This is a genomic window from Maribacter sp. MJ134, assembly GCF_003970695.1.
In the GTDB taxonomy this organism is placed as follows: Bacteria; Bacteroidota; Bacteroidia; order Flavobacteriales; family Flavobacteriaceae; genus Maribacter.
The window spans coordinates 1506664-1528634 of record NZ_CP034570.1 but is presented as its reverse complement, the minus strand read 5'-3'; the positions used below and the strand labels follow the sequence as shown (position 1 = coordinate 1528634).

15 protein-coding genes are annotated in these 21971 nt (G+C 34.9%); 6 read left to right on the top strand and 9 right to left on the bottom strand.

Translation table 11 applies throughout. The annotated features are described in order from the left end of the window. The first annotated feature begins 30 nt into the window (after nt 1–30). The 4 genes from EJ994_RS06655 to EJ994_RS06640 all read left to right on the top strand — a co-directional run bounded on the left by EJ994_RS06655 (nt 31) and on the right by EJ994_RS06640 (nt 5819). Nucleotides 31–2940, top strand: a complete 2910-nt coding sequence (locus EJ994_RS06655; RefSeq protein ID WP_126593665.1) for a glycoside hydrolase family 3 N-terminal domain-containing protein — start codon at nt 31–33, stop codon at nt 2938–2940. Nucleotides 2941–2957: 17 nt separating this feature from the next. Beyond that, a complete protein-coding gene (gene bshA / locus EJ994_RS06650) occupies nt 2958–4097 on the top strand; it encodes an N-acetyl-alpha-D-glucosaminyl L-malate synthase BshA (protein WP_126591755.1) in 1140 nt (379 codons plus the stop codon). A gap of 76 nt (nt 4098–4173) precedes the next feature. Further along, complete coding sequence (locus EJ994_RS06645; RefSeq protein WP_126591754.1) at nt 4174–4515, top strand: hypothetical protein; 342 nt, start codon at nt 4174–4176, stop codon at nt 4513–4515. Between the two features lie 122 nt (nt 4516–4637). After that, on the top strand, nt 4638–5819 hold the full coding sequence (locus EJ994_RS06640; protein ID WP_126591753.1) for an OmpA family protein: 1182 nt from the start codon (nt 4638–4640) through the stop codon (nt 5817–5819). 4 nt (nt 5820–5823) lie between these two features. On the opposite strand, the gene EJ994_RS06635 is transcribed toward EJ994_RS06640, so the two are convergent. The 9 genes from EJ994_RS06635 to EJ994_RS06595 all read right to left on the bottom strand — a co-directional run bounded on the left by EJ994_RS06635 (nt 5824) and on the right by EJ994_RS06595 (nt 18486). Continuing rightward, complete coding sequence (locus tag EJ994_RS06635; RefSeq protein WP_126591752.1) at nt 5824–6501, bottom strand: hypothetical protein; 678 nt, start codon at nt 6499–6501, stop codon at nt 5824–5826. After that, nucleotides 6498–9995 (bottom strand): PQQ-dependent sugar dehydrogenase, encoded by a 3498-nt coding sequence (locus EJ994_RS06630; protein WP_126591751.1) that lies wholly within the window; start codon nt 9993–9995, stop codon nt 6498–6500. Before EJ994_RS06630 ends, EJ994_RS06635 begins: the two co-directional genes overlap by 4 nt. Nucleotides 9996–10293: 298 nt before the next feature. Continuing rightward, nucleotides 10294–10884 (bottom strand): sugar transferase, encoded by a 591-nt coding sequence (locus EJ994_RS06625; RefSeq protein ID WP_126591750.1) that lies wholly within the window; start codon nt 10882–10884, stop codon nt 10294–10296. Between the two features lie 3 nt (nt 10885–10887). Next, nucleotides 10888–12075, bottom strand: a complete 1188-nt coding sequence (locus EJ994_RS06620) for a DegT/DnrJ/EryC1/StrS family aminotransferase (RefSeq protein ID WP_241240890.1) — start codon at nt 12073–12075, stop codon at nt 10888–10890. Between the two features lie 218 nt (nt 12076–12293). After that, entirely contained in the window at nt 12294–13058 is a 765-nt protein-coding gene (locus EJ994_RS06615) for a glycosyltransferase family 2 protein (protein WP_241240872.1), read from the bottom strand. 23 nt (nt 13059–13081) lie between these two features. Then, a complete protein-coding gene (locus EJ994_RS06610; RefSeq protein ID WP_126591748.1) occupies nt 13082–14704 on the bottom strand; it encodes a hypothetical protein in 1623 nt (540 codons plus the stop codon). A 28-nt stretch (nt 14705–14732) separates the two neighbouring features. Beyond that, nucleotides 14733–16388, bottom strand: coding sequence for a N,N-dimethylformamidase beta subunit family domain-containing protein (locus EJ994_RS06605; RefSeq protein WP_126591747.1), 1656 nt, complete (start codon nt 16386–16388; stop codon nt 14733–14735). Nucleotides 16389–16453: 65 nt separating this feature from the next. After that, nucleotides 16454–17344 (bottom strand): hypothetical protein, encoded by an 891-nt coding sequence (locus EJ994_RS06600; protein WP_126591746.1) that lies wholly within the window; start codon nt 17342–17344, stop codon nt 16454–16456. A 38-nt stretch (nt 17345–17382) separates the two neighbouring features. After that, entirely contained in the window at nt 17383–18486 is a 1104-nt protein-coding gene (locus tag EJ994_RS06595) for an MBOAT family O-acyltransferase (RefSeq protein ID WP_317128099.1), read from the bottom strand. A gap of 698 nt (nt 18487–19184) precedes the next feature. On the opposite strand from EJ994_RS06595, the gene EJ994_RS06590 reads away from it, so the two are divergent. Both EJ994_RS06590 and EJ994_RS06585 read left to right on the top strand, forming a co-directional pair. Further along, a complete protein-coding gene (locus EJ994_RS06590; RefSeq protein ID WP_126591744.1) occupies nt 19185–20372 on the top strand; it encodes an O-antigen ligase family protein in 1188 nt (395 codons plus the stop codon). Between the two features lie 67 nt (nt 20373–20439). Beyond that, nucleotides 20440–21960 carry a lipopolysaccharide biosynthesis protein gene (locus EJ994_RS06585; RefSeq protein ID WP_126591743.1) on the top strand — a complete coding sequence of 507 codons (1521 nt, stop codon included), beginning with the start codon at nt 20440–20442 and terminating at the stop codon, nt 21958–21960. The last annotated feature ends 11 nt before the right edge of the window (nt 21961–21971 follow it).

Genomic DNA, 21971 nt, shown 5'->3' with positions numbered 1-21971 from the left:
TTTTTAGTTATCTCCATACACGTAAAACCTATGCGCCCCAATCTTTACTATTTATTTTTCTTTTTAGGATTACAAGGGCTTTTTGCCCAGAACCCCTTGGTTACTACTGACAGTCTTTTACAGGCTACTTGGGTAAATAATAAGTACGATGCCATGAGCCTAGATGAGAAAATAGGTCAATTGTTCATGGTAAGTGTAGCTTCGAATGAAAGTGGCCAGCGTACGGACCGTATTAAAGAGTTGATTAAGAACCATCATATAGGAGGTGTCATATTTTCTAAAGGAGGACCAAATAGACAGGCTAAACTCTGTAATGAATACCAATCGCTTTCAAAAACACCACTTCTTATTGGTATGGATGCGGAATGGGGATTAGCAATGCGTTTAGATTCCACTTATGCGTTTCCTTGGAATATGACATTGGGAGCTATTCAAAATGACGGAATAGTAGAAAAAGTAGGACGTCAAGTTGGGAAGCATGCCAAACGTTTAGGGGTACATATTAATTTTGCTCCTGATATTGATATCAATACCAATGCGGAGAATCCAATTATTGGCAATCGTTCTTTTGGTGAAGACAGAGAGGCGGTTACTGCAAAAGGAATTGCTTTTATGAAAGGAATGGAAAGCGTTGGAGTACTGTCCAGTGGAAAACACTTTCCAGGACACGGAGATACCGCCGTAGATTCCCATCATGCATTGCCGGTAATTCCCTTTTCAAGGGAACGCTTGGATAGTGTGGAACTATATCCCTATAAAAAATTAATCAAGGAAGGTCTTAGTAGTATCATGGTGGCCCATTTGGAGGTGCCGTCGATGGAACTAAAAGAAGGCTTGCCATCGTCCTTGTCAGAACAGATAATTTCTGGAATATTAAAGGAAGAAATGGGTTTTCAAGGGCTTGTCTTTACCGATGCACTTAATATGAAAGGAGCCACCAAATACGGAGTGGACGGCGAGGTAGAGCTCGCAGCGTTTATAGCGGGTAACGATATGCTCTTAATGCCAGAGAGCGTAGCGGACGCCAAAGAAAAAATTGTACAGGCTTATAATAAGGGGAAAATAAGCGAACAACGCCTAGCGCTATCCGTTAAAAAGATATTGATGGCCAAATATAAGGTTGGGCTTAACAATTATAGACCTATTCAAACAGCGAGTCTATATCAAGACTTAAATTCTTTGGAAGATGATTTGATATACGAAGAGGCAATAGAAAATGCGATTACTGTAGTAAAAAATAAATTTAACTTATTAGGAATACGAAATTTACAAAATAAAAAGATAGCCTACGTAAAATTTGGTGATGCTCCCAACGATGAATTTTTAAAGAGCTTAAAAAGATACGCGAAGGTAACGGAAGTAAACGGGGAGAATATAACGACCTTAAAGACTAAATTGGCGGACTATAATTTGGTGATTATAGGACACCATAAGAGTAATGAGAGCCCTTGGAAAGGATACAAATTTTCCAAAAAAGAGTTGGCTTGGCTACAGGAAATTTCTAATCTTAGGTCTTCTAATTTAATCCTTTGTGTTTTTGCAAAACCCTATGCACTGAAAGAAGTGGCTACCTTTCAGAATATAGATGCGGTGGTGATGTCGTATCAAAATAGTGGTTTGTCACAAAAGAAAACCGCCGAGCTGCTATTTGGGGCTATACCGGCATCCGGTAAATTGCCAGTATCAACAAATATGGAGTTTCCGGCAGGAACGGGTGTCCTATTAAAATCCTTAAAACGTTTGGGTTATAGCATACCGGAAAGAGTTGGTTTCAGTTCTTTAAAGCTGTCTAAAATAGACCAGTTAGTGCAAAATGGTCTAGATAGTTTAATGTACCCTGGAGCTCAAGTAGTGGTAGCAAGAAAAGGCAAAATTGTATATAATAAAAGTTTTGGAAAACCTACCTACAAATCCAATCGAGAGGTTAAGGAGGACGATGTTTATGATTTGGCATCTCTTACCAAAATCCTGGCCACATTGCCCATGGTCATGAAGATGGACGAAGAAAACAAAATTAGGTTAAACGATACTTTTGAAGAACTTGTTCCGGATTATTCGGATACGGAAATTAAAAATGTTACCGTGTTAAAGGCCTTATCGCATTATGGAAGATTACCGGCATGGATTCCTTTTTACGTACGAACGTTGGATAAAAAGAGACAGCCCTCAGAGGAATTTTACAGAAAAGTTCCTACACCTGGCTTTTCTTATAAGGTGGCAGAAAATTTGTATTTAACGGACGCATATAAGGATTCTATCTATAACCGAATAGGACGTCAAGACTTAAAATCCAATCGTTATAGATATAGCGACGTACCTTACTATGTAATGAAAAAATATATAGAAGATACGTATGGTCAACGTTTGGACAAACTCACGTCAGACTTTCTATACGATAAACTAGGTGCGCAACATACGAGTTATAATCCCTTAGAGAAGTTTCCTAAAAACAAAATCATTCCTTCTGAGGAGGATAAATACTATCGCTACCAAACTGTTCATGGATACGTTCATGATATGGGAGCGGCAATGCAGGGAGGTGTAGGGGGTCATGCAGGGTTATTCAGTAATGCAAATGACGTAGCGAAAATTATGCAGATGTACCTTCAGGAAGGTTATTACGGGGGATCTAGATTCTTTACTTCTAGAACCGTCAAAAAGTTCAACACCTGTTACTTTTGCGATAAAAATGTGAGACGTGGCGTAGGTTTTGATAAACCACAACTAGAGAATAGCGGCCCTACTTGCGGTTGTGTTTCAAGAAAGAGTTTTGGACATAGCGGATTTACGGGTACGTATACTTGGGCAGACCCTGAGGAGGAAATTATTTACGTTTTCCTTTCAAATAGAACTTACCCAACGGCTTCTAATACACTGTTAGTTAAATCTGGCTTAAGAACTAGAATTCAACAAGCTATTTATGATTCAATATTAAATTAAATCATAGTTTTGTATCTATGAAAATAGCTATTGTTTGTTACCCTACTTTTGGAGGTAGTGGTGTTGTTGCCACAGAGCTTGGTATAGCTCTAGCCAATAGGGGGCATGAGGTTCATTTTGTAACGTACAAACAACCTGTTCGTTTAGAATTATTGAATAATAATATCTTTTTTCACGAGGTACACGTTCCTGAATATCCTCTTTTTCAGTACCAACCTTATGAGTTGGCACTTTCCAGTAAGCTTGTAGATACCATTAAATTGCATCATATAGATTTGTTGCACGTGCATTACGCAATTCCGCACGCCTATGCAGGTTACATGGCAAAAAAAATGTTGGAAGAAGAAGGTATACACGTGCCAATGGTCACCACACTGCACGGAACCGATATAACCTTAGTAGGAAAACACCCTTTTTATAAACCCGCGGTTACCTTTAGCATCAATGAATCTGACATTGTAACTTCTGTATCACAAAACCTCAAAGAACGTACGTTAGAAATTTTTGACATCAAGGGCGAGATTGAAGTGATACCAAATTTTATAGATGCCAAGAAGTACAGCACTTCTTTTACTGATTGCCAGCGAACCAATATGGCCAGAGATGACGAACGTATAGTAACGCACATAAGTAATTTTAGAAAGGTTAAGCGTATTCCGGATGTTATAAAGGTCTTTCATAATATACAGAAGACCATTCCGTCTAAACTAATAATGGTCGGCGACGGTCCAGAGAAGGCCGGCGCCGAAATCTTATGCGAAAAATTGGGTATTTCGGACAGTGTCATATTCTTAGGGAACAGTAATGAAATCGATAAAATCCTATGCTTTTCCGACTTATTCCTTTTACCTTCCGAATCAGAGAGTTTTGGACTAGCAGCACTGGAGGCTATGATAAATAAGACCCCTGTAATTTCAAGTAACGCAGGTGGAATCCCAGAGGTGAACACAGACGGTGTTACAGGTTTTTTAAGTGATGTCGGAGATATTGAGGATATGGCTGAAAACGCATTGGTAATTCTAGGAAAAGATGAAACCTTAAAGAATTTTAAGCAGAATGCTGTCAATGAAGCCCAAAAATTTGACATCCTTAAAGTGCTCCCACGTTATGAAGAGGTATATGAAAGGGCTTACAAAGCACGATTGAAAAATGTCTAGGCCTATACTTCTCTTGTTATTGACCTCTATAATGCTATTTTCCTGTAAGTCACAAACTATTTCAAACCCGTTAGAGATGGAACTAATTGTTCAGGACAACTATAGCGGAGCAGAAGCTGAGGAATTGTTGACCGTAAAAAATCAAAAAGAATTGAGCTCTTTTTTTGCCAAAATCAATAGAACACGAAAACCTGGACTTCCGGTTCCGGTTGTAGATTTTACGAAGGACTTCCTCATTGTTTGGTGTGCAGGTGAAGCTTATTCCCAGACTCCAACATTGGCTTTGAAGAAAGAAACAGATAAAGAGCTCATATTTGAAAAGAAACGAACTAGAAAAAAGACTGCAAGCAAAGCTGTGGTTAGTCCCTTCAGTATCTATAAACTTCCAATTAGAAACAAAAAAATAGTTTTAGAATAGGTAGGACAACGATGAATTAGCTGTCTTTATCTATCTAACGAATATTCTTACGTTACACAGTTATTATTTTGCCACATTCATTTGATAGAAGTAATTTTACATTTTAAACCCAAATTTAGAATATGAAGACTTCCTCACTTCTCCTACTAATACTGACTGTTGGTGTCATAAACTTTGCCACAAGTCAAGAAAACCTGCAAATAACTCCTAAAGACAGCATTGTTCAAAGCTCTTGGATTATTGGTCTTGGATATAATGCAGTTGATGATTCTGGAAACGTTTTTGACGGTCTATTCAATGTTTCCGATGAATGGAACCTTTTGCCTTATCCTTCTCGGATAAGTATTGGACGATACTTTAAAAATGGCTTAGGGATAGAAGCTATTGGATCTTATAACAAGTATAAGGAAGGAAAAATAATAGATGGTTTGGTTAATACCGAGGACAGGGTCTATTTAGGTTTAGATGCTAGGTTGACTTACGATTTAAACAAGATTATTGGTCAAACGGGTTGGTTTGACCCTTATGTTGGCATAGGATTGGGATATACTGATGCAAATGACCAGTCTAGAGGCACATATAATGCCGTTGTTGGTTTTAGGACATGGTTTTCTGATAAATGGGGTCTAGATTTTAATTCAACAGGTAAATGGTCTATGGGTAACGAGGCTAACGTTACCAACCACCTTCAGCATGCTGCTGGAGTTGTTTATCAGTTTGGTATAGAGAAAGGATTATCAAAAAGAGGGGAGGAGAAGTTAGAATTACTCGCTGCTATCGAAAAAGAAAAACAACGACAACAAGACTCTATTAACGAAGTTAATCGCATAAAAGAAGAGTTGTTATTGGCAGAAAGATTACAAAAAGAAAAAGAACGTGCAGCACTGGCAGCAGCAGAAAAAGCGAAACAGGATGCGGAGAATAAGAGACGACAAGGCCTTACAGATCGCATTAATGATCTAGGATATGTGTATTTTGACCTGAACTCCTCGTTCTTAAATAAAACGTCGAAAAATGTACTTGATTCTCTCGTCAAAATTTTTGACGAAATCCCAACTTTAAAATTAAAAATCACATCACATACGGATTCCCGAGGAAGCTCAAATTACAACGATTGGTTGTCACAAAGGCGTGTAGATAAAACCAAGGAATACCTAATTGCTTCTGGAATTACCCCTGAAAGATTGGTTGCCGAAGCTTACGGGGAGCGTAAACTGTTAAACGAATGCGATGATGATACGTATTGTCCCGAAGAAAAACACCGCATCAATAGAAGGTCAGAATTTATAATTTTGAACTACTAGAAGCTTATTCGACCTGAAAACGGAATATCTCAGAATTTGATTCATTACCTATAAAATCCCTTGTAATAACTTTCCAATAGTAGGTGTTACCTGATATAACGGGGATATCATTAAAAAAACTTGTGGTTACGGATTGTTGTAGTAAACTAGGATTTTCATTTTGACCAAAGTAAACATCATATTCGGCGATATCATCATCTAAATCATTAGCAAGCCAAATTAAGTTTACTGAAGATACTGTTTCTATAATAGCTTCTTGTGCCGGTGCGATGGCCTCAGCGGGGAAAGGAATAAAGGATTCCACTCCGGGACCTGCATTGTAAAAGGTCCAGACCTCACTTCTTGGATTACCCGATAACGAATCAGCAACGAACCAAGAGTAGGGGATACCTCGCTCTAAAATAATGGGTAGTTCGGTATTGTTACTATGATATAGCTCCGTTGAATTTGAAATTAGATTGGTGAGATTTACTTGATAGGTAACATCCTCCTCATTAGCTAACCATCGGAAGACAACTTCACTTAGGCTTTCTGAGATTATGGTACCTTCCGTGCATTCGGAAACATTTTCGGGAAATATTAATTCCACGTCTTCAATTCCTATAAGTGCATCAACTAAATCTTGATCAACACCGCAGGCAGCAGTTAAAACCAGTATCACTAAAACCCAAACTCTTCTCATAATTTAATAAGTTTAAGTGCTTTATCCATTTCCTCATTTTTTACCCTGATAAAATAGATTCCCTTGGCTAGGCTAGACGTGTTCAAAGTTGCCGTACCTTCCGTGGTAACGAACTGATCGGATGACAATTGTACGCCAGATTCGGAATAGAGGCTAATGCGCACGGTCTCCAAGTTAATATGACTGAGGTCTATAGCTACAAAGTCCGTAGCTGGATTTGGATACAGTATTACGGTATTTTTCAGAACTATAGTCTCTTCATAAATCCCTTGGCAGGTTAATCCAGTACTTACTTTAATTGTGTTCACGTCTTCATCCAAAATTAGGGTGATCTCATCCGCTTCGGTTTCAGTCATGCGACCGTTAAGGGAAATGGAATATTTAGAACCACCTGACATTTTAAGTGTTACGCTGTTCAGTTCAAGTTCGTTATCCAATACGGAATCTACTTCTAATGCCTGTGGTGCCGTAATAACAATCTTAGAACAATTTTCGTAATCCGAATAATCTTGGGCGGTAATACAAAGGGTATATTCGCCTGCAACTAATCCTTCAATTTCTAAGGAATCAGTGAATTGGAAGCTATCACTTTCATCTATTGTTATTAAATGAGCCGTATAAAGCCCAGTGCTTTTGGAAACCACATTAATTCTTCCATTAGTGGTAGTCACACAAGAATTTCCATTAGACGTTATTGAAAATTGATTTACTGGTAATGAGGTTATTTCACATCCATCAGAACTCACAATTGCTCCAACAGGCGTATTAGGACAATTGTCATTACTGTTATTTACTCCGTCACCATCTGTATCAAGTTGAGACTCTGAACAACCATCGGCATCAACAGCTTCGCCAGAGGGAGTGTTACTGCATATGTCATTTGAGTTAATAATCCCATCATTGTCTTCGTCTACATTTGGGTTTAATTTCACATTCAGAATAAAAGTTTCTATGCATCCTTCTGTTGAGGTAATCGTATATGTGCCACTGTTGTTAGAACTGGTGGAAGAGATGCTATAAGTTCCATTAACCGTAGAATTATCAGGTAGTGTTATCTGAAAGTATAAATCCTGAACTATGCCTAGGGAAAAAGAACTGTTTTCGGCAATATTTATTTGGTTTTCACCATTTGCAAGATTTCCATTTATTTCATATTCTGGAGTTATACTTGAAGTGATGCATTCTTTGTCAATATTCCAAATTCCTACATTTTTGGCAGAAATTTCTCCTGTCGAAGTAAAGTTACCCCCTGCATACAGGGATAAATCATCAGTACTAAAGCAGAGTGCATTGATAGCGGTTCCTACACCGACGGTTGTGTTTTTTCCAAGAGCTTCCCATCCATTTGTATCGCTATAACGGGCTATGTTGTTCATTATCTCGTTTACATTAGTGATATCTGATGCGGTTTCGAAGGTTCCTCCCACATAAAGATAGGTGCCGTCATGTGCTAGAGAGTTTGCACTTCCACTTAGTCCATTGTTCAGGGATTCCCAAGCAGCTGTGTTTCTATTCCAACGTGCAATTCTATTAACGGTTTCCGAACCTGCCAGACTAAAATTGCCACCGACATAAATATATTCCGGTCTAATTAGAATTCCTTGCACAAAACCACTAGTGCCATTACCAAGCGTAGACCAATTACTTCCGTTCCATATCGCCAACCTGGGCGCACTATTACCACCAGCAGTATCAAAATTTCCACCTATATAAAGGTTATCGCTCTCATCAAAGGCTATAGATCTAATTTCGTTATTGGTACCGGCTACGCCATTCGTAGCATCGTTTAAGGCAGACCAATTGCCACTGGACCAACGGGCAATATTGTTAACGTTAATTCCGCCAGCCGTTTCAAAAGCACCACCAACATAAACCGTATTATTAGAGTCTATTTTAATCTTAGAAACCGGACCGTTCGTGCCTCCGTTCATGGAATTCCAATTGCTACCATCCCAAAATGCTATATTTGAAACTGAAACACCATCAATGATTGAAAACTCTCCCCCAACATAGACTGTACCATTATCCGCAATGGCAATCGAAGAAACCTTGCCATTTGTTCCAGAACCGAAGGTAGACCATCCGGTTGCTTTATTATATGTTGCTAAGTTGGAAACGGTGAGTCCAGATGCTTGCGAGAATAGTCCTCCGACATAAAATGTGTCGGCACCATCGTTCGCTATGGTTTCTACAACACCGTTTACTGAATTTGTTCCTGCATTTAACCAGGAGCCGATACCATTTACTGCTACGGTTGTAGGTTCTGGGTCGGAGTTATCACCCGTAATTCTATAAACTTTTACACTGCTTCCGTAGTCTAAAAAATATAGTTCACCATTTTCATCCTCTCCAAAGGAAGAAATAAACTGGCCGTTTGTTTTAAAAAGTAAATCATTACTTGTAGCTCCCGCGGAGCTGTTATAAGAAAGACCCCATACTCTGCCTGATACATAGTCACCATAGATATATCTATCCTGTAGAGAGGAATTGCTTAGGCTACCCCGGTATTTGTACCCCCCGGTTATAGAAACATCACCTGCACTGTGATCGTAGAATAAAATGGGTTTAACGTCTGGTGAACTTGCTAAGGTAGTGCCAGACCCATAACTGGGTTGGGCGTTTGCTTCAAAACGATTCCAACCATAGTTGCCACCTCTGGTAATTAAATTAATTTCTTCGTAAGTGTTTTGACCCACATCCGCACCCCATAAATTACCACTGGAATCAAATGAGAATTTCCACGTATTCCTAATTCCCCATGCATACAATTCGTCCAGTCCGGAGAGTCCTACTCTGGGATTATCACTCGGAATTTCATAATTACCGCTTGGCGATTCTGGATTTGTTTCTGTGGGATTATTTCCGTCCAAATCAATATCTATACGCAATAAGCTACCAAAAACAGTATTTAGATTTTGACCGTTGCCTTGGGGGTCACCGCCACCGCCACCATCACCAATTGATATATAGAGATATCCATCTGGTCCAAAGGCAATTTTACCACCATTATGGTTAGAATCTCCTTGGTTTTTTGTGAATTGAGCTATAATTGTTCCCGTAGCGGTATCTAAAACATTTGGGTTAGTTTGGCTTACTGTATAGCGGGCAATATTAATTCTGTAGTTACTTGGCCGATCTATATAATAAACAAAGACAAATCCGTTAGAGGCGTAATTTGGATGAAACGCCAACCCCAAAAGTCCTATTTCCTGTCCGGAGCTATAGGATACCGTTGAAGAAATATCTAGATATGTGTCTACTTGGCCTGAAGATACATTCCTGTCATTAGGAAAAACCTTTATTATTCCGGGTTGTTCAACAACAAAAATTCTGTTGGACCCATCTACAGAACCCTGCATTTCTACGGGAAAATTAAATGAGATATTAGGAAAAGCTTCTTGGTAAGCTACGTCAGTTTGAGCTAGCACTAAGTTTATTATCAAAAAGAAAGCAATAAAAATAGAATGCTTATGCCAGCTACGGATGTTCTTCATTATGGGGGTAATGGAAAAACAAATGTACAAGGAATATAACTTAATTTATGGTAAAAATTTTGAATTTTTTGAATCTAATTAACATGGTATTTCATGGATAAGAATCTTGTTAATCAATGTTAAAAAGGATGATTCATTTTATTTTCTATGCGAGACTTTTGAATTGACTATAATGAAATTAAAAAATTATTAGATGATATTTGAAAGCGGCATTGATTTTTAGTTTAGCTGATATATTGAGTAATTCTGTTAATAGCTTCTACAGAGGATAAGGTATAGTTAATGGTTTTATTTATTTTTAAGATAAAATTTTTTTAAAAGTCAGCACAATCAACTTTATGTCAAAAAATAGATTGCGCTTTTCTATATAATCAATATTAAGCTTTAATTTTTTTGGCATTAGAATCTCAACATAATACTTTTCAGGATTCTTTTGATTTTTTAATAGCTCATTTTCATTACTATATTTAATCGACGCTAAATCTGTAATACCTGGTTTTACAGAAAGGACTCTCAGTTGATTCGTAGTGTACAGTTTAACATATTTTCTAACCTCAGGTCTTGGCCCAACAAAACTCATATCTCCAATAAAAACATTAAAAATTTGAGGCAGTTCATCCAATTTGTATTTTCTTAAAAAAACACCAGGTTTTGTAATCCTAGGGTCATTATTGCCAATGGTTATTAAACTTTTTTTATCAGATCCCAAGGACATGGTTCTAAATTTGAAAAGTTTGAAATCTTTATTGTTTTTCCCTACTCTTACTTGCCTATAAAATATGGGCTCTTTTGAATCTAATTTAATTAAGATTGAAATGATAATGAAAAAAGGAATAAGTAAGATAATCCCAATTATAGACGATGAAATATCGAAAATACGTTTCAACATTTATCAATTTATTTTAGAAGTAATACCCATTACTTGCTCGTAACACTCAATTACAGTTCTAATTATAAGTTCAACATCTATATCGGATAGTTGAGGATATATAGGTAAACTAATCTCTGCTTTGTAATTTGAATAAGCTTTTGGTTGCTCATTCATATCGTAACCAAGTTCTTTGAAATATGTTAATAATGGCAATGGAATAAAGTGTACGTTAACTGCAATTTTACGCTCACTGATACATTTAATAATTTGATCTCTTTGTTCCTCTGTAATATTTTTAAAACGCAGTGGATAAAGATGAAATGATGATTCTCTATCTTCTGCGGACATTGGGGGTAAAATAGCCCAGTCAGTTTGTTTAAATATATTATTGTAAGCTTTAAAAATTGATTTTCGTCTTTTTAACAATGTTGGATACTCCCTTATTTGCGCCAATCCGATTGCAGCGTTTACATCTGCCATATTAATTTTCATTCCCAAACCTGTAATGTCATATTTCCAATTACCACCCTGTGATTTGGAAAATGCATCTTTTGTTTGGCAGTTTAAGGTCATTGACCTCAACTCACTATATAATTTGGTATTGTTGAAAGGTTCTGGCATATTAATTACTATGGCACCACCTTCAGCTGTAGTTATATTTTTTACGGCGTGTAACGAGAAAATAGATATATCGCAAAAATGACCGATTCCTTTGTTTTTATAGCTAGCACCTAATGAATGCGCTGCATCTGATATAAATAGAATTCTACCTAGTTTTTTTTGAACTTTGGAATTGGGTTTAAATAATTTTTGAATTTTAGCGTCAACTACTAATTTCTGTATTTCCGAATAGTCACAGGGATAGCCAGAAAAATCTACGGACATTATTGCTTTAGTTCTCGGACTAATAGCTTTTTCTATTGCTTTAACATCTATATTGAAATTATCACAAACATCGACCATAATTGGGGTTCCTCCTGCATGAATAACTGCAAGAGCGGTGGCACTATAAGTGTAAGAGGGTATAATTACCTCATCACCTTTTTCCAGACCTAACCAACGTAATATCATTATAGCCCCGGAGGTCCAGGAATTTACACAAAGAATATTCTCTAGATGCAATAACTGACCGATTTCATTTTCTAGCTCCTTAACTTTTGGGCCAGTTGTTATCCATCCTGATTTTAAGGAGTCTACAACTTCTTTTATAACATCGTCGTTAATATATGGGGGGAGAATGGAATCATGAGTACTACTTTATAAATTTGGTCACATTGTTAATAGCCCAGAATAAATTAAATAAAGCAAATATAAGTTGTCCTATGCTATTTTAAACTAAAAGTAGTACAAACTAGTTTAACTACTTACTTCTATCGATTATTTTAATTTTTCTGGTTTAAAATTACTACAATTTAAGTTTAAACTTGTTAAATCCTTTTTTTTAAAGCATTATAGATATAAAAAGTGAAATAATAGGATGATTTTAAAATACCTAATTTTTCCAACTTATAATATAAGTGCCATACTCTCTTAGCAGCACTTATTTTATTAGCGGATATAGAATTAGAACGAACTCTATATTTTGTTAGTATTTCTGGTATACCGTAAGCTTTAATTCCAGTTTTAAGTAGTGTTATCCATAAGTAGGTATCTTGACGGGTTCTAATATTAACGAATCTAAATTTTTTACCCACCAACTTGGTATCAATCATAGAGGTCGACATTCCAATAATAGTATTTTTTAAATACCCCGTATAATTTATACTTCTAACAACTGGAATAATTTTGTTCAAGGATTTTCCTTTTTCATCAATTAGCTCATATGAGGTGAAGCTAATGGGACAATCATTTTTTATCATAAAAGACAATTGTACTTCTAATTTAGTAGGATACCAAAGGTCATCACTGTCTAAAAATGCTATGAACCTTCCATTAGATTCTTCAAGCCCTCTATTTCTGCTAACAGCAGCTCCTTGATTTCTTTTATTCAGAAAATATTTTATACGAGTATCAATGCCTGATAATTCTTTTAAGATTTCAACGGTATCATCATTGGAATAATCATCCACTACAATGAGTTCCCAATTTCGATAACTTTGAGCAATAATAGAATTTATAGTCAATTTTATATACGGGGCAGAATTATATGAAGGACTAATAATGCTGATTAGCGGGTTTTTATTAATAATCACTTATTACTATGTTTATGGATTAATTAAAACTTATTGACTAAGGCATCAATGACAATAAGGTCATCTGTGGAATTAATTGTATGTGTACCTTTCAAATCATTAGCCCAATCGGGATAAATAGAATTAATATTATATTCTTCGTAGTCATGTTCGTTCAATTTAATTATTTCTTGTATTTTAATTCCATAACCATATCTTTTAGAACAGTTTTGAGCTGGCCTAAAAATACGTTTTCCTTTAAAAAAAATATTTCCAGCAGATCTCGCACAACTAACATCCGAAACTATTGGATTCTTGGGATGTGCTTTCCATTCTCCGTTGATTATGTCATCTGTGTAGTAAAGAAATAATTCTTCATGGGCCGACACACCTTCAATTTGTTTTTCATTGGTGAAAATCCAATATTTATTATCGTGTTCAAAGAAAGTGGTATCTACAGATTTAACGCCCTTCCTTAAGGTCTTAGTATACTCCCATTTATAGGGAAATTCAGAACATTTATATAATTCAATGGTCTTATTACTACCGGTTTCTGGAATCATATACAAATTGTTTTCATGTTCGAATAAAAAGGGGTAGGACATATGGTAGTCATTCTCAATAATTTTTTTGGGCTTGGAGAAAGTCCCATCTTTATAAAGTTCCATTACCGAGATAAAACCTTTATTGTCAGAGAAAAGCATTTCTTCTATAAAGATGTAATACCTCCCATCTTTTACGTACGGAAAAGGATCTGCCCAAATACGATCTTTTGGAGGTTTAATTCTTATATATGACTCTAGATGTTCATTAATAAAAAAGTCATCGGTAAATTTGAATAGCAATATCCACTGCTGAAACCTATATCGGTTTGTTATTTTTTTACTTAATAATTTCAAAGAGGTCTTGAGTGTATGACCCAAAAGATGGGACAGACTTGGTAGCGCATGAATTTTTGTTTCAAGTTCCTTATCTGCTAGAATAGGCTGTAAATCATAAAAATTATTACCTAGGCGATAAAGTTCTGCTAATTTTCTCGTGATGAATAGGCTGTTTTTCCATAAATGGGCATTTTTTGTTCTACTAATGCTTAAATAGTCTACAAAAGATTTTGTGCTAAAAAGAAGGTATTCTTTATTGTCAGAATTTCGGCCTATCAAATGGGAGTCTAGGGTAACTTTTTTTTTGATGATTTCATTAATACCGTCATATTTTTTTAGATGATGGATATTGTCTGCCAACTTCAGGTGCCACATGCCATACTTTGACATATTTAGCACGGAAAAATCAATATTTCTATTACTTAAATTTATTATGACATCTAATTCCATTTTTCTAAGACGGTCCTGTAACGAAGTATAGTCTTTTTGGTCGTAAGGATATTGTATAAATTCGGATAAGTAGTTTTTGTCCAAAGCTACAAGCTCATCGGCATTCGGATTAGGTCTAAATAGTCTATTATCAAGACGTAAGTATTGGTCATACCAAAATGACTTTTTGTTCAAAGAAAAACTACTTTCAATTTTCTCATTTTTATCCGAAAGGTTTAAAACGACAAAATCTTTAAGGTAGCTTGCATTTTCTATAGTATTAATTACCCTATGTTTCCATTTCTCCACTTTTATAGTGTCTATAATAAATGCAATACGTAATTGAGCTTTTTTCATCTATTTTGCTTGCGGGTAAATCCTTTGTCTATCTTTGATTTGCTCCTAATTTGGCCAATACATTTTTAGTTATAATTTGAGCGCTTTTGGAGGTCAAATCTTTTCTTAGACTAGGTGAATTATAGTTATCTAAACCCCAACACCATTGCATACTTCCTGTAGCATATACGGTACCTCCGGAATCTTTTGTGTAGATGGTCATATGAGATTCGTATGTGGTGGATAACTTAATTTTCAAAAACCATAATGTAATAAAGAGTAAAACCATAAAAAAACTGATAAAGAATAGTAAAATACTTATACTATATAAAAGGCTGGCCATAAGGATGGCTATAAGGGCTAATAGCGCCAATTTTGAGGCCAATGAATTTCTTTTTTCTTTAATCCAAGAATTAGGAATAATTTTAATTACGGGTTTTGTTAGTTTATTGGTCATATGCAAAAGTACGTGATGCGTTTTTGATTTTACTTTTCGACATTTTGTCGCGGCCAAAACTGCTATTTCCTCAGGGGATTCTTTTACAACACCATCAATTTCATAACCCAATAAACCTTTTAGTCTAGAACCCTTTTTAAGTCCAGTGCCCTTAAACACCCAGTGTTTTGGATTTGATATTCGTATATCTCCAAGGACCGGATCTGCTAAATACTGTACGCCGATCAACTTGGCTTGAGACCCTATTTCTGGAATATTTTCAAAATTGATACTTACTTTTTTAGAATTCACTGGGTCTAAATCTCGTTCTTTAAAACATACTATGGTTCCACATAATCTGCTGGTCAAAGGATTATCCTCCAAACGTATTTGCCAATACATGGTATTAGAAGAGAAAAAGGCCAAGTTGGTACCCGTATTTCTTGCTTTGGTAAGGTTTTGCCTCATTTCATAGGTCCAGTACTCGTCGTGGCCGTTAGACAAAAATATCTTTATGTTCTCGTAGATTTTGGGATTTATATGAATATCAATATTGGTGCAATATTTAACCTTGTAGTTGTGTTTTTCTAGCCAACGCACCATATTATAATCCCAACCGGCACTACTTATGGGATAGTCATGTGTGGTTACGGGTCTTGTATTGGTGAGGAAATCACCCGCCCCTGTACCGTAGGCTGCTTTTGGATTATTACTCGCCGCGTAGGGGCGATCAAATGAAACTTTTTTAGCTCTTTCTCCCGAGATGGCACCCCAATTTTCTAAAGAACCGCTGCCAAAGGGATACAAACATTTACCCCCCCAATAATTATAGGCCTGGTAGGTGGTAACCGGAAGTTGAAAGAGAATATCCGCATTTGCTTCGTCATCCCTTAACACGAAAATAATATAGCTTTGTTTTTTATATAGGCTTTCTTCTAGTTTTACCAAGTAAACTCCAGATTGCCAGTCTTCGGAAGTTTGTAGAATATACGGATTTTTCCAATCACAGGACACCATACCGTCTTTATCCGGTAAGGGTACGGCCTGAACCTGGCCAGCGATTATTATCGGAGAAACTACTTGTAGTGCTCCGCTACCGTTGTACCAGCCCGTTCTAAAAACGGAAAGACTTAAAGATGCTGCTTTGGTATTTATATATAAGGCAATAGTTTCCCCCTTATTAATACTGCTCATAGAAGCGTATCCTTCAATTTCTCTTTGTGTTGCAGGAGCGTTTAATTCCCAGTTATTATTAGTTTCAATTACCATTATCTGTATTTGTAGACGGCTGAAATTTTAAACACGGTTGACATTCAACTCGTATTTAAATTTGATTAATCCGCCATATTGTTTATGAAATCATTTATTTGATTCGCAACTTCGTGATGTGCGGCGCCATTAGGATGGCCATCATGACTCGACAGATAATATCTATTTTTATTCCGCATATGAATTTTTTCGAAGTTATCAACACCATTGATTACCTTGATTGTGCTGAAATTTAATGTATTGTAATAATTAAGATATTCCTCAAAATATTTGGGATTCCCCAACAGATTGAATTCGGGATAAAGATATAGTATCGTTGTACTTCCAATATTTTTATTTTTTTCATCTAGATAGGTCAACGTATTGTTTAGTTCTCTTTTTTTCTCTTTATAACCATTAGTTCTAAAATAATGAAAGTTCCCAATTGGTAGAGCCATACCTCGTCTTTTTAATAAATTTTGAATATTGGAACTTAGAAAATTAGCTAGTTTAGAATTTCGGTAAACAAAATTTAAAATTTTCCTTAAATGATTCTTATCTTTTTTTTCAGTTGTTTTTTCAGTTGTTTTTTCAGTTGTTTTTCGGTTTTTTTTATTTGAATTAAGTTTTTTATTCAATTCTCCATTTTTGAAAATTATATCGTTCCAATTAATTCCAATAATTACAAGGTCATCATTCTTTAAAGTATTTTCTAACTGATTTAAATGATTTATATAATCAGTCCAATTATCTCCAGAAACTGTTTTGTTAATTAAAGTATAGCCTTTTTTGTTTATTTTGTTTGCTAATCTTTGTTCCTTAGCAATACCCAATCCTTTAGAAAAAGAATCTCCCAGAAGATATATTTTTTTACTTGAGTTGGTAGTAAACGTTGAACTCTCTACTTGAACGTCCTTAAAGGTTTTTACTTCATTAAAATTTAAATGAAGTCTGGCGAGGAGTTCTCCAATTATCAAGAAAGTTATTAGATATGATATGTACTTAGTATTTTTTCTCAAAACTGAAAGTAAATAAATTGAGCTTGTTCATTGTCAAACGAATATAAAATTATTGCCCAAATAAGTATTGAAATATAAACTATATTGGATGATATCGGATAAATATTCCTTTCATCTTTTCGTATAATCCAATCTAAACAAATAAGCACAAGTACATAATATAAGCCTTGGGTTAATCCAAAATCAAAACTAAAATCAAAAAACATTCTTTTTAAATAATCAAAAGCTTTTACTATGGTTTCACTCCTAAAAAAAACCCAACCTAACATCACAAACAAAAATGTGGATAACATTTGAAATAATTCTTTGATTGTAGGTAGATTTTTATTTCCTCCAGAAACTGTACCGATAAACTTTCTATTTTTTTTAAATATAAACGAAGGAATATAGAACAGAGCATGCAACAGACCCCAAAATAGAAAAGTCCAATTTGCGCCGTGCCAGAACCCACTTACTATGAATATCACAAAGATATTTTTAAAGGCTATGAGCTTATTACCTTTGGAGCCACCTAAAGGTATATACAAGTAATCCCTAAACCAAGTCGATAGAGATATATGCCATTTTCTCCAAAACTCACCAATATTTCGTGAAAAATAAGGGAATTTAAAATTTGACATTAATTCAAAACCAAATAATTTCGACGTACCTATAGCTATATCTGAATAACCACTAAAGTCACAATAAATTTGAAATGAGAAGTAAATGGCCCCCAACCACAAAGTAACACCTGATGACGTATTATAATTTTCGAAAATTGTATTTACCAATGGAGATAGTGAATCGGCTATTACAACTTTCTTAAACAATCCCCAGGTTATCAACCGCAGACCTGAAACAACTTGGTTTTTATTAAAAATTCTTTGCTCTAATATTTGTGGCAATAGGTTAGTTGCTCTTTCTATTGGCCCTGCAACAAGTTGTGGGAAAAATGACACAAAAGAAGCGAACGAAATGAAATCCCTAGTAGGCTTTAAGTCTTTCCTGTATACATCAATCGTGTACGACATTGTTTGGAATGTGTAAAATGAAATGCCCACCGGTAAGATAATTTTTAAAGTCCATTGATTCTGCATATCATAACCAATGAATCTAAACATTTCTATAAATGAGTCTAGAAAAAAATTATAGTACTTAAAAAAACCCAAAACACTTAGGTTAAATATAATACTGATACCAAGAAATATTTTTTTCCTTTTTTTTATGGATGAAATGAAAATTTTCTGCGCTATAAAGTAATCAACAATGGTAGACAGTAGAATCAATCCTAAAAATCTGTAATCCCACCATCCGTAGAATAGGTATGAGCTTACTAAAACTAACAAATTTTGCTTCCAAAGTTTATTGTTAAAAACGAACCAGTAAAGTGTGAATACTGAAGGTAAGAACAATAAAAATTCAAAAGAGTTGAAAAGCATTTATTTATATTTCTTTAAGAAAAACACCTATTTTGAGAATAAAATTTACTTCAAATATTAAGTAACGATAAATAATTATAATTATGATTTTAATTATTAAAAATTTTAAAAACGTTAAGCAGCATACTTTTAATGAAATAGGATTACTAAACGAATGTTCATAAGTTCTAGAATAATTTTGGTACTCTTACGTTTCTTTAATAGTTCATGTAACAGCTTTAGTTAAGTTTATTGCATATTAACCTATTATAGCTTCCTAATTAACCAAGAAGAGTTTCATAATTAGTTATTTTTGAGCTTTAAATTTACTTTTGAAAATACTATTAAGGAAATAAATTAATATCTCTTTAAAATTTTAAATATCCCCTGTACTTATTTTAATGGATAATCTTATTAAAATTAATCGGTTTTGTCTTTACCTTCTTGTATTTGCTGCATGCTTTGAATATTGGGATCCTTTCGGTTTTGCAAAAACCATTTCCATAGCTAAAATTGGTACTATTCCATATTTTATAAGTTCTTTACCTTTCCTAAAAGATTATTTGAGATTTTCTTTTTTGTCAAGATACCTGGTTCCTTTACTTATTTTTATTTTGGCAGGTATTTTTGCTACCACCATTAATGATCAGTATGCAGACTCAGTCTTTGATATAATTAATGATCGGCTAGTGCAATTGGTTCTTTTAATGGTATTGATTGCCGCCCATATATATCTAGACAATAAAGTTCTGAGTGGGCTATTAAAAGTTTACGTAGCAGGAATGTTCGTTATGTCCATTCTTTTTATTTTGGGTATTGGAGAGCAATATAAAGGTGGGCGCCTGTTATTATTTGGTGAAAATGCTAATCAAACAGGCATGAAATGTGCTCTCTCCTTGATAATTATTATTTATGAAATTACTAGAAAAAATATTAAGCTCAGAATTAGAATCTTTAATCTAATAATCATAATACCAATTTTGAACTTATTAATATCAAGTGGTTCAAGGGGTGCTTTACTGTCATTAATTATAGGAGTATTTTTATTTATTATGTTTGGAAAAATAAGTGTAGTTAGGAAAATAGGACTTGGATTAGTAGCGTTACTTTTTTCTGCGAGTATTTTGGTTTTTATTTATAACAACGACAGAGATTTTAGAATCAGAATTGAACGTTCTATTGAAAAAGGTGACACTGCCGGGCGAACAGAATTATGGGAAGCAGCTTATCGAATTATAGAAGATAACGTTATTTTCGGAGTAGGTAACCCAGGTATGATGCCAGCTATGCGATTGTACAGCGGTATAAATCAACAACCGCACAATCTGTTTTTAGAACTTTGGTTGACATCAGGAATAATAGGTTTGTTATTTTTTCTTTTATTTCTATTTAGGCTAATAAGGTCCCTGTTTGCTAAATTAAAGAAAGATGGTAATTTGCTTTATTTATCTCTTTTTGTAATCGTAATGCTAAATATGATTAAAAGTGGGGGCAGTTTAGGACTTATATTTGCTTGGATATTTTTTGGAGTGATTATAGGATCCACCGTTGTTCATCATAATAAAAGGTCAGTTGACATGGCGATTTAAAAAGTCAAAATATATGATTTTCAGAAAATTTTGTTTCACTGTTTTATGTCTAAAGATATTTTATTAAATGTCTGTTAATCAAAGAAAAGCTGGCGCTTTATTATCATATGCCGTTCTGGGGTTGAGTAATATTGTTGGTCTATTATACACTCCTTATATGCTCCGTATGATGGGGAAGAGTGAATATGGGCTTTATGCTCTTGTTGGATCTGTAATAGCCTATTTGACTATTTTGGATTTCGGCTTTGGGAATGCAATCATAAGATATACGGCAAAATTTAGGGCAGAGGGTAAACTGCAGGAGCAATATTCTATGTTCGGTCTTTTTATCATACTCTATTCTGCAATTGGGATACTATCTTTTGTGATTGGTTTAGGACTCTATTTTAACGTTGAAAATCTTTTTGGGGATACGATGTCTCAAAGCGAATTAGGCAAAGCTAAGGTAATGATGCTTTTAATGGTCTTTAATATTGCTTTTACCTTCCCACTCAGTATTTTTGGTTCTATAATTTCTGCTTATGAAAATTTTATTTTTGTAAAAATTGTAGCGCTTAGTAGGATAGTGTTGAATACATTGATAATGATTCTCTTGTTGGAAATAGGATACAGGGCGGTAGGGATGGTTGTTCTGGCCACAATCTTAAATTTGCTGACTTTACTTATTAATTACTGGTACTGTAAGAACAAAATAAAAATTAAAATTTCTTTCAAGAACATGAAACTTGGTCTGTTGAAAGAAGTAAGTGTTTATTCCTTCTATATTTTTCTAAATATTATAATGAATAAGGTCTATTGGAGTACTGGTCAATTTGTGTTGGGGATGTATATGGGCACTGCTGCAGTTGCAGTTTTCGCTATAGCTATTCAATTTCAGGGTATGTACATGGGCTTTTCAACAGCCATTTCTGGTGTTTTTTTACCTAAAGTAACGGGTATGATTGCTAGCAAATCCACAAATAAAGAAGTGTCAGATTTATTCATTCGTACCGGTAGAATTCAGTATGTGGTAATGGCTTTTATCTTATCAGGATTTATTTTATTTGGCAGACAATTCATTGTATTATGGGCAGGGGAAGGTTATGAGGATGCTTACTATGTGACACTTTTGTTTTTTGTAGCATTAACAATTCCTTTGATACAAAATCTAGGAATTACTATTCTACAGGCAAGAAATCAAATGGAGTTTAGGTCTTGGCTTTATTTTGCCATGGCTATGTTAAGTTTAGTATTTCAGGTGGGCTTAGCTAAGGAATATGGTGGTTTAGGAGTAGCATTTGCTATTGCAGGATGTCTAGTTCTTGGTAACGTGGTGATTATGAATATCTACTATCATCGCGTTCAGCATATTAACATGTTAGAATTTTGGAAACAAATATTCAAAATGTCATTTGCTCCTCTAATAATCGGCCTAAGTGCTTATTTTATTGTTAGAGATTTAATATTCGATTCTTTTATTGGATTAGGTATAAGCATTGGATTATTTAGCCTTGTATATGTTCCTGCTTTTTGGATTTTGAGTATGAACGCTAATGAGCGGGATTTATTGAAAAAACCAGTTTTAAAGTTAATTAAGCGCGCGGACTGACTATGCAGTTA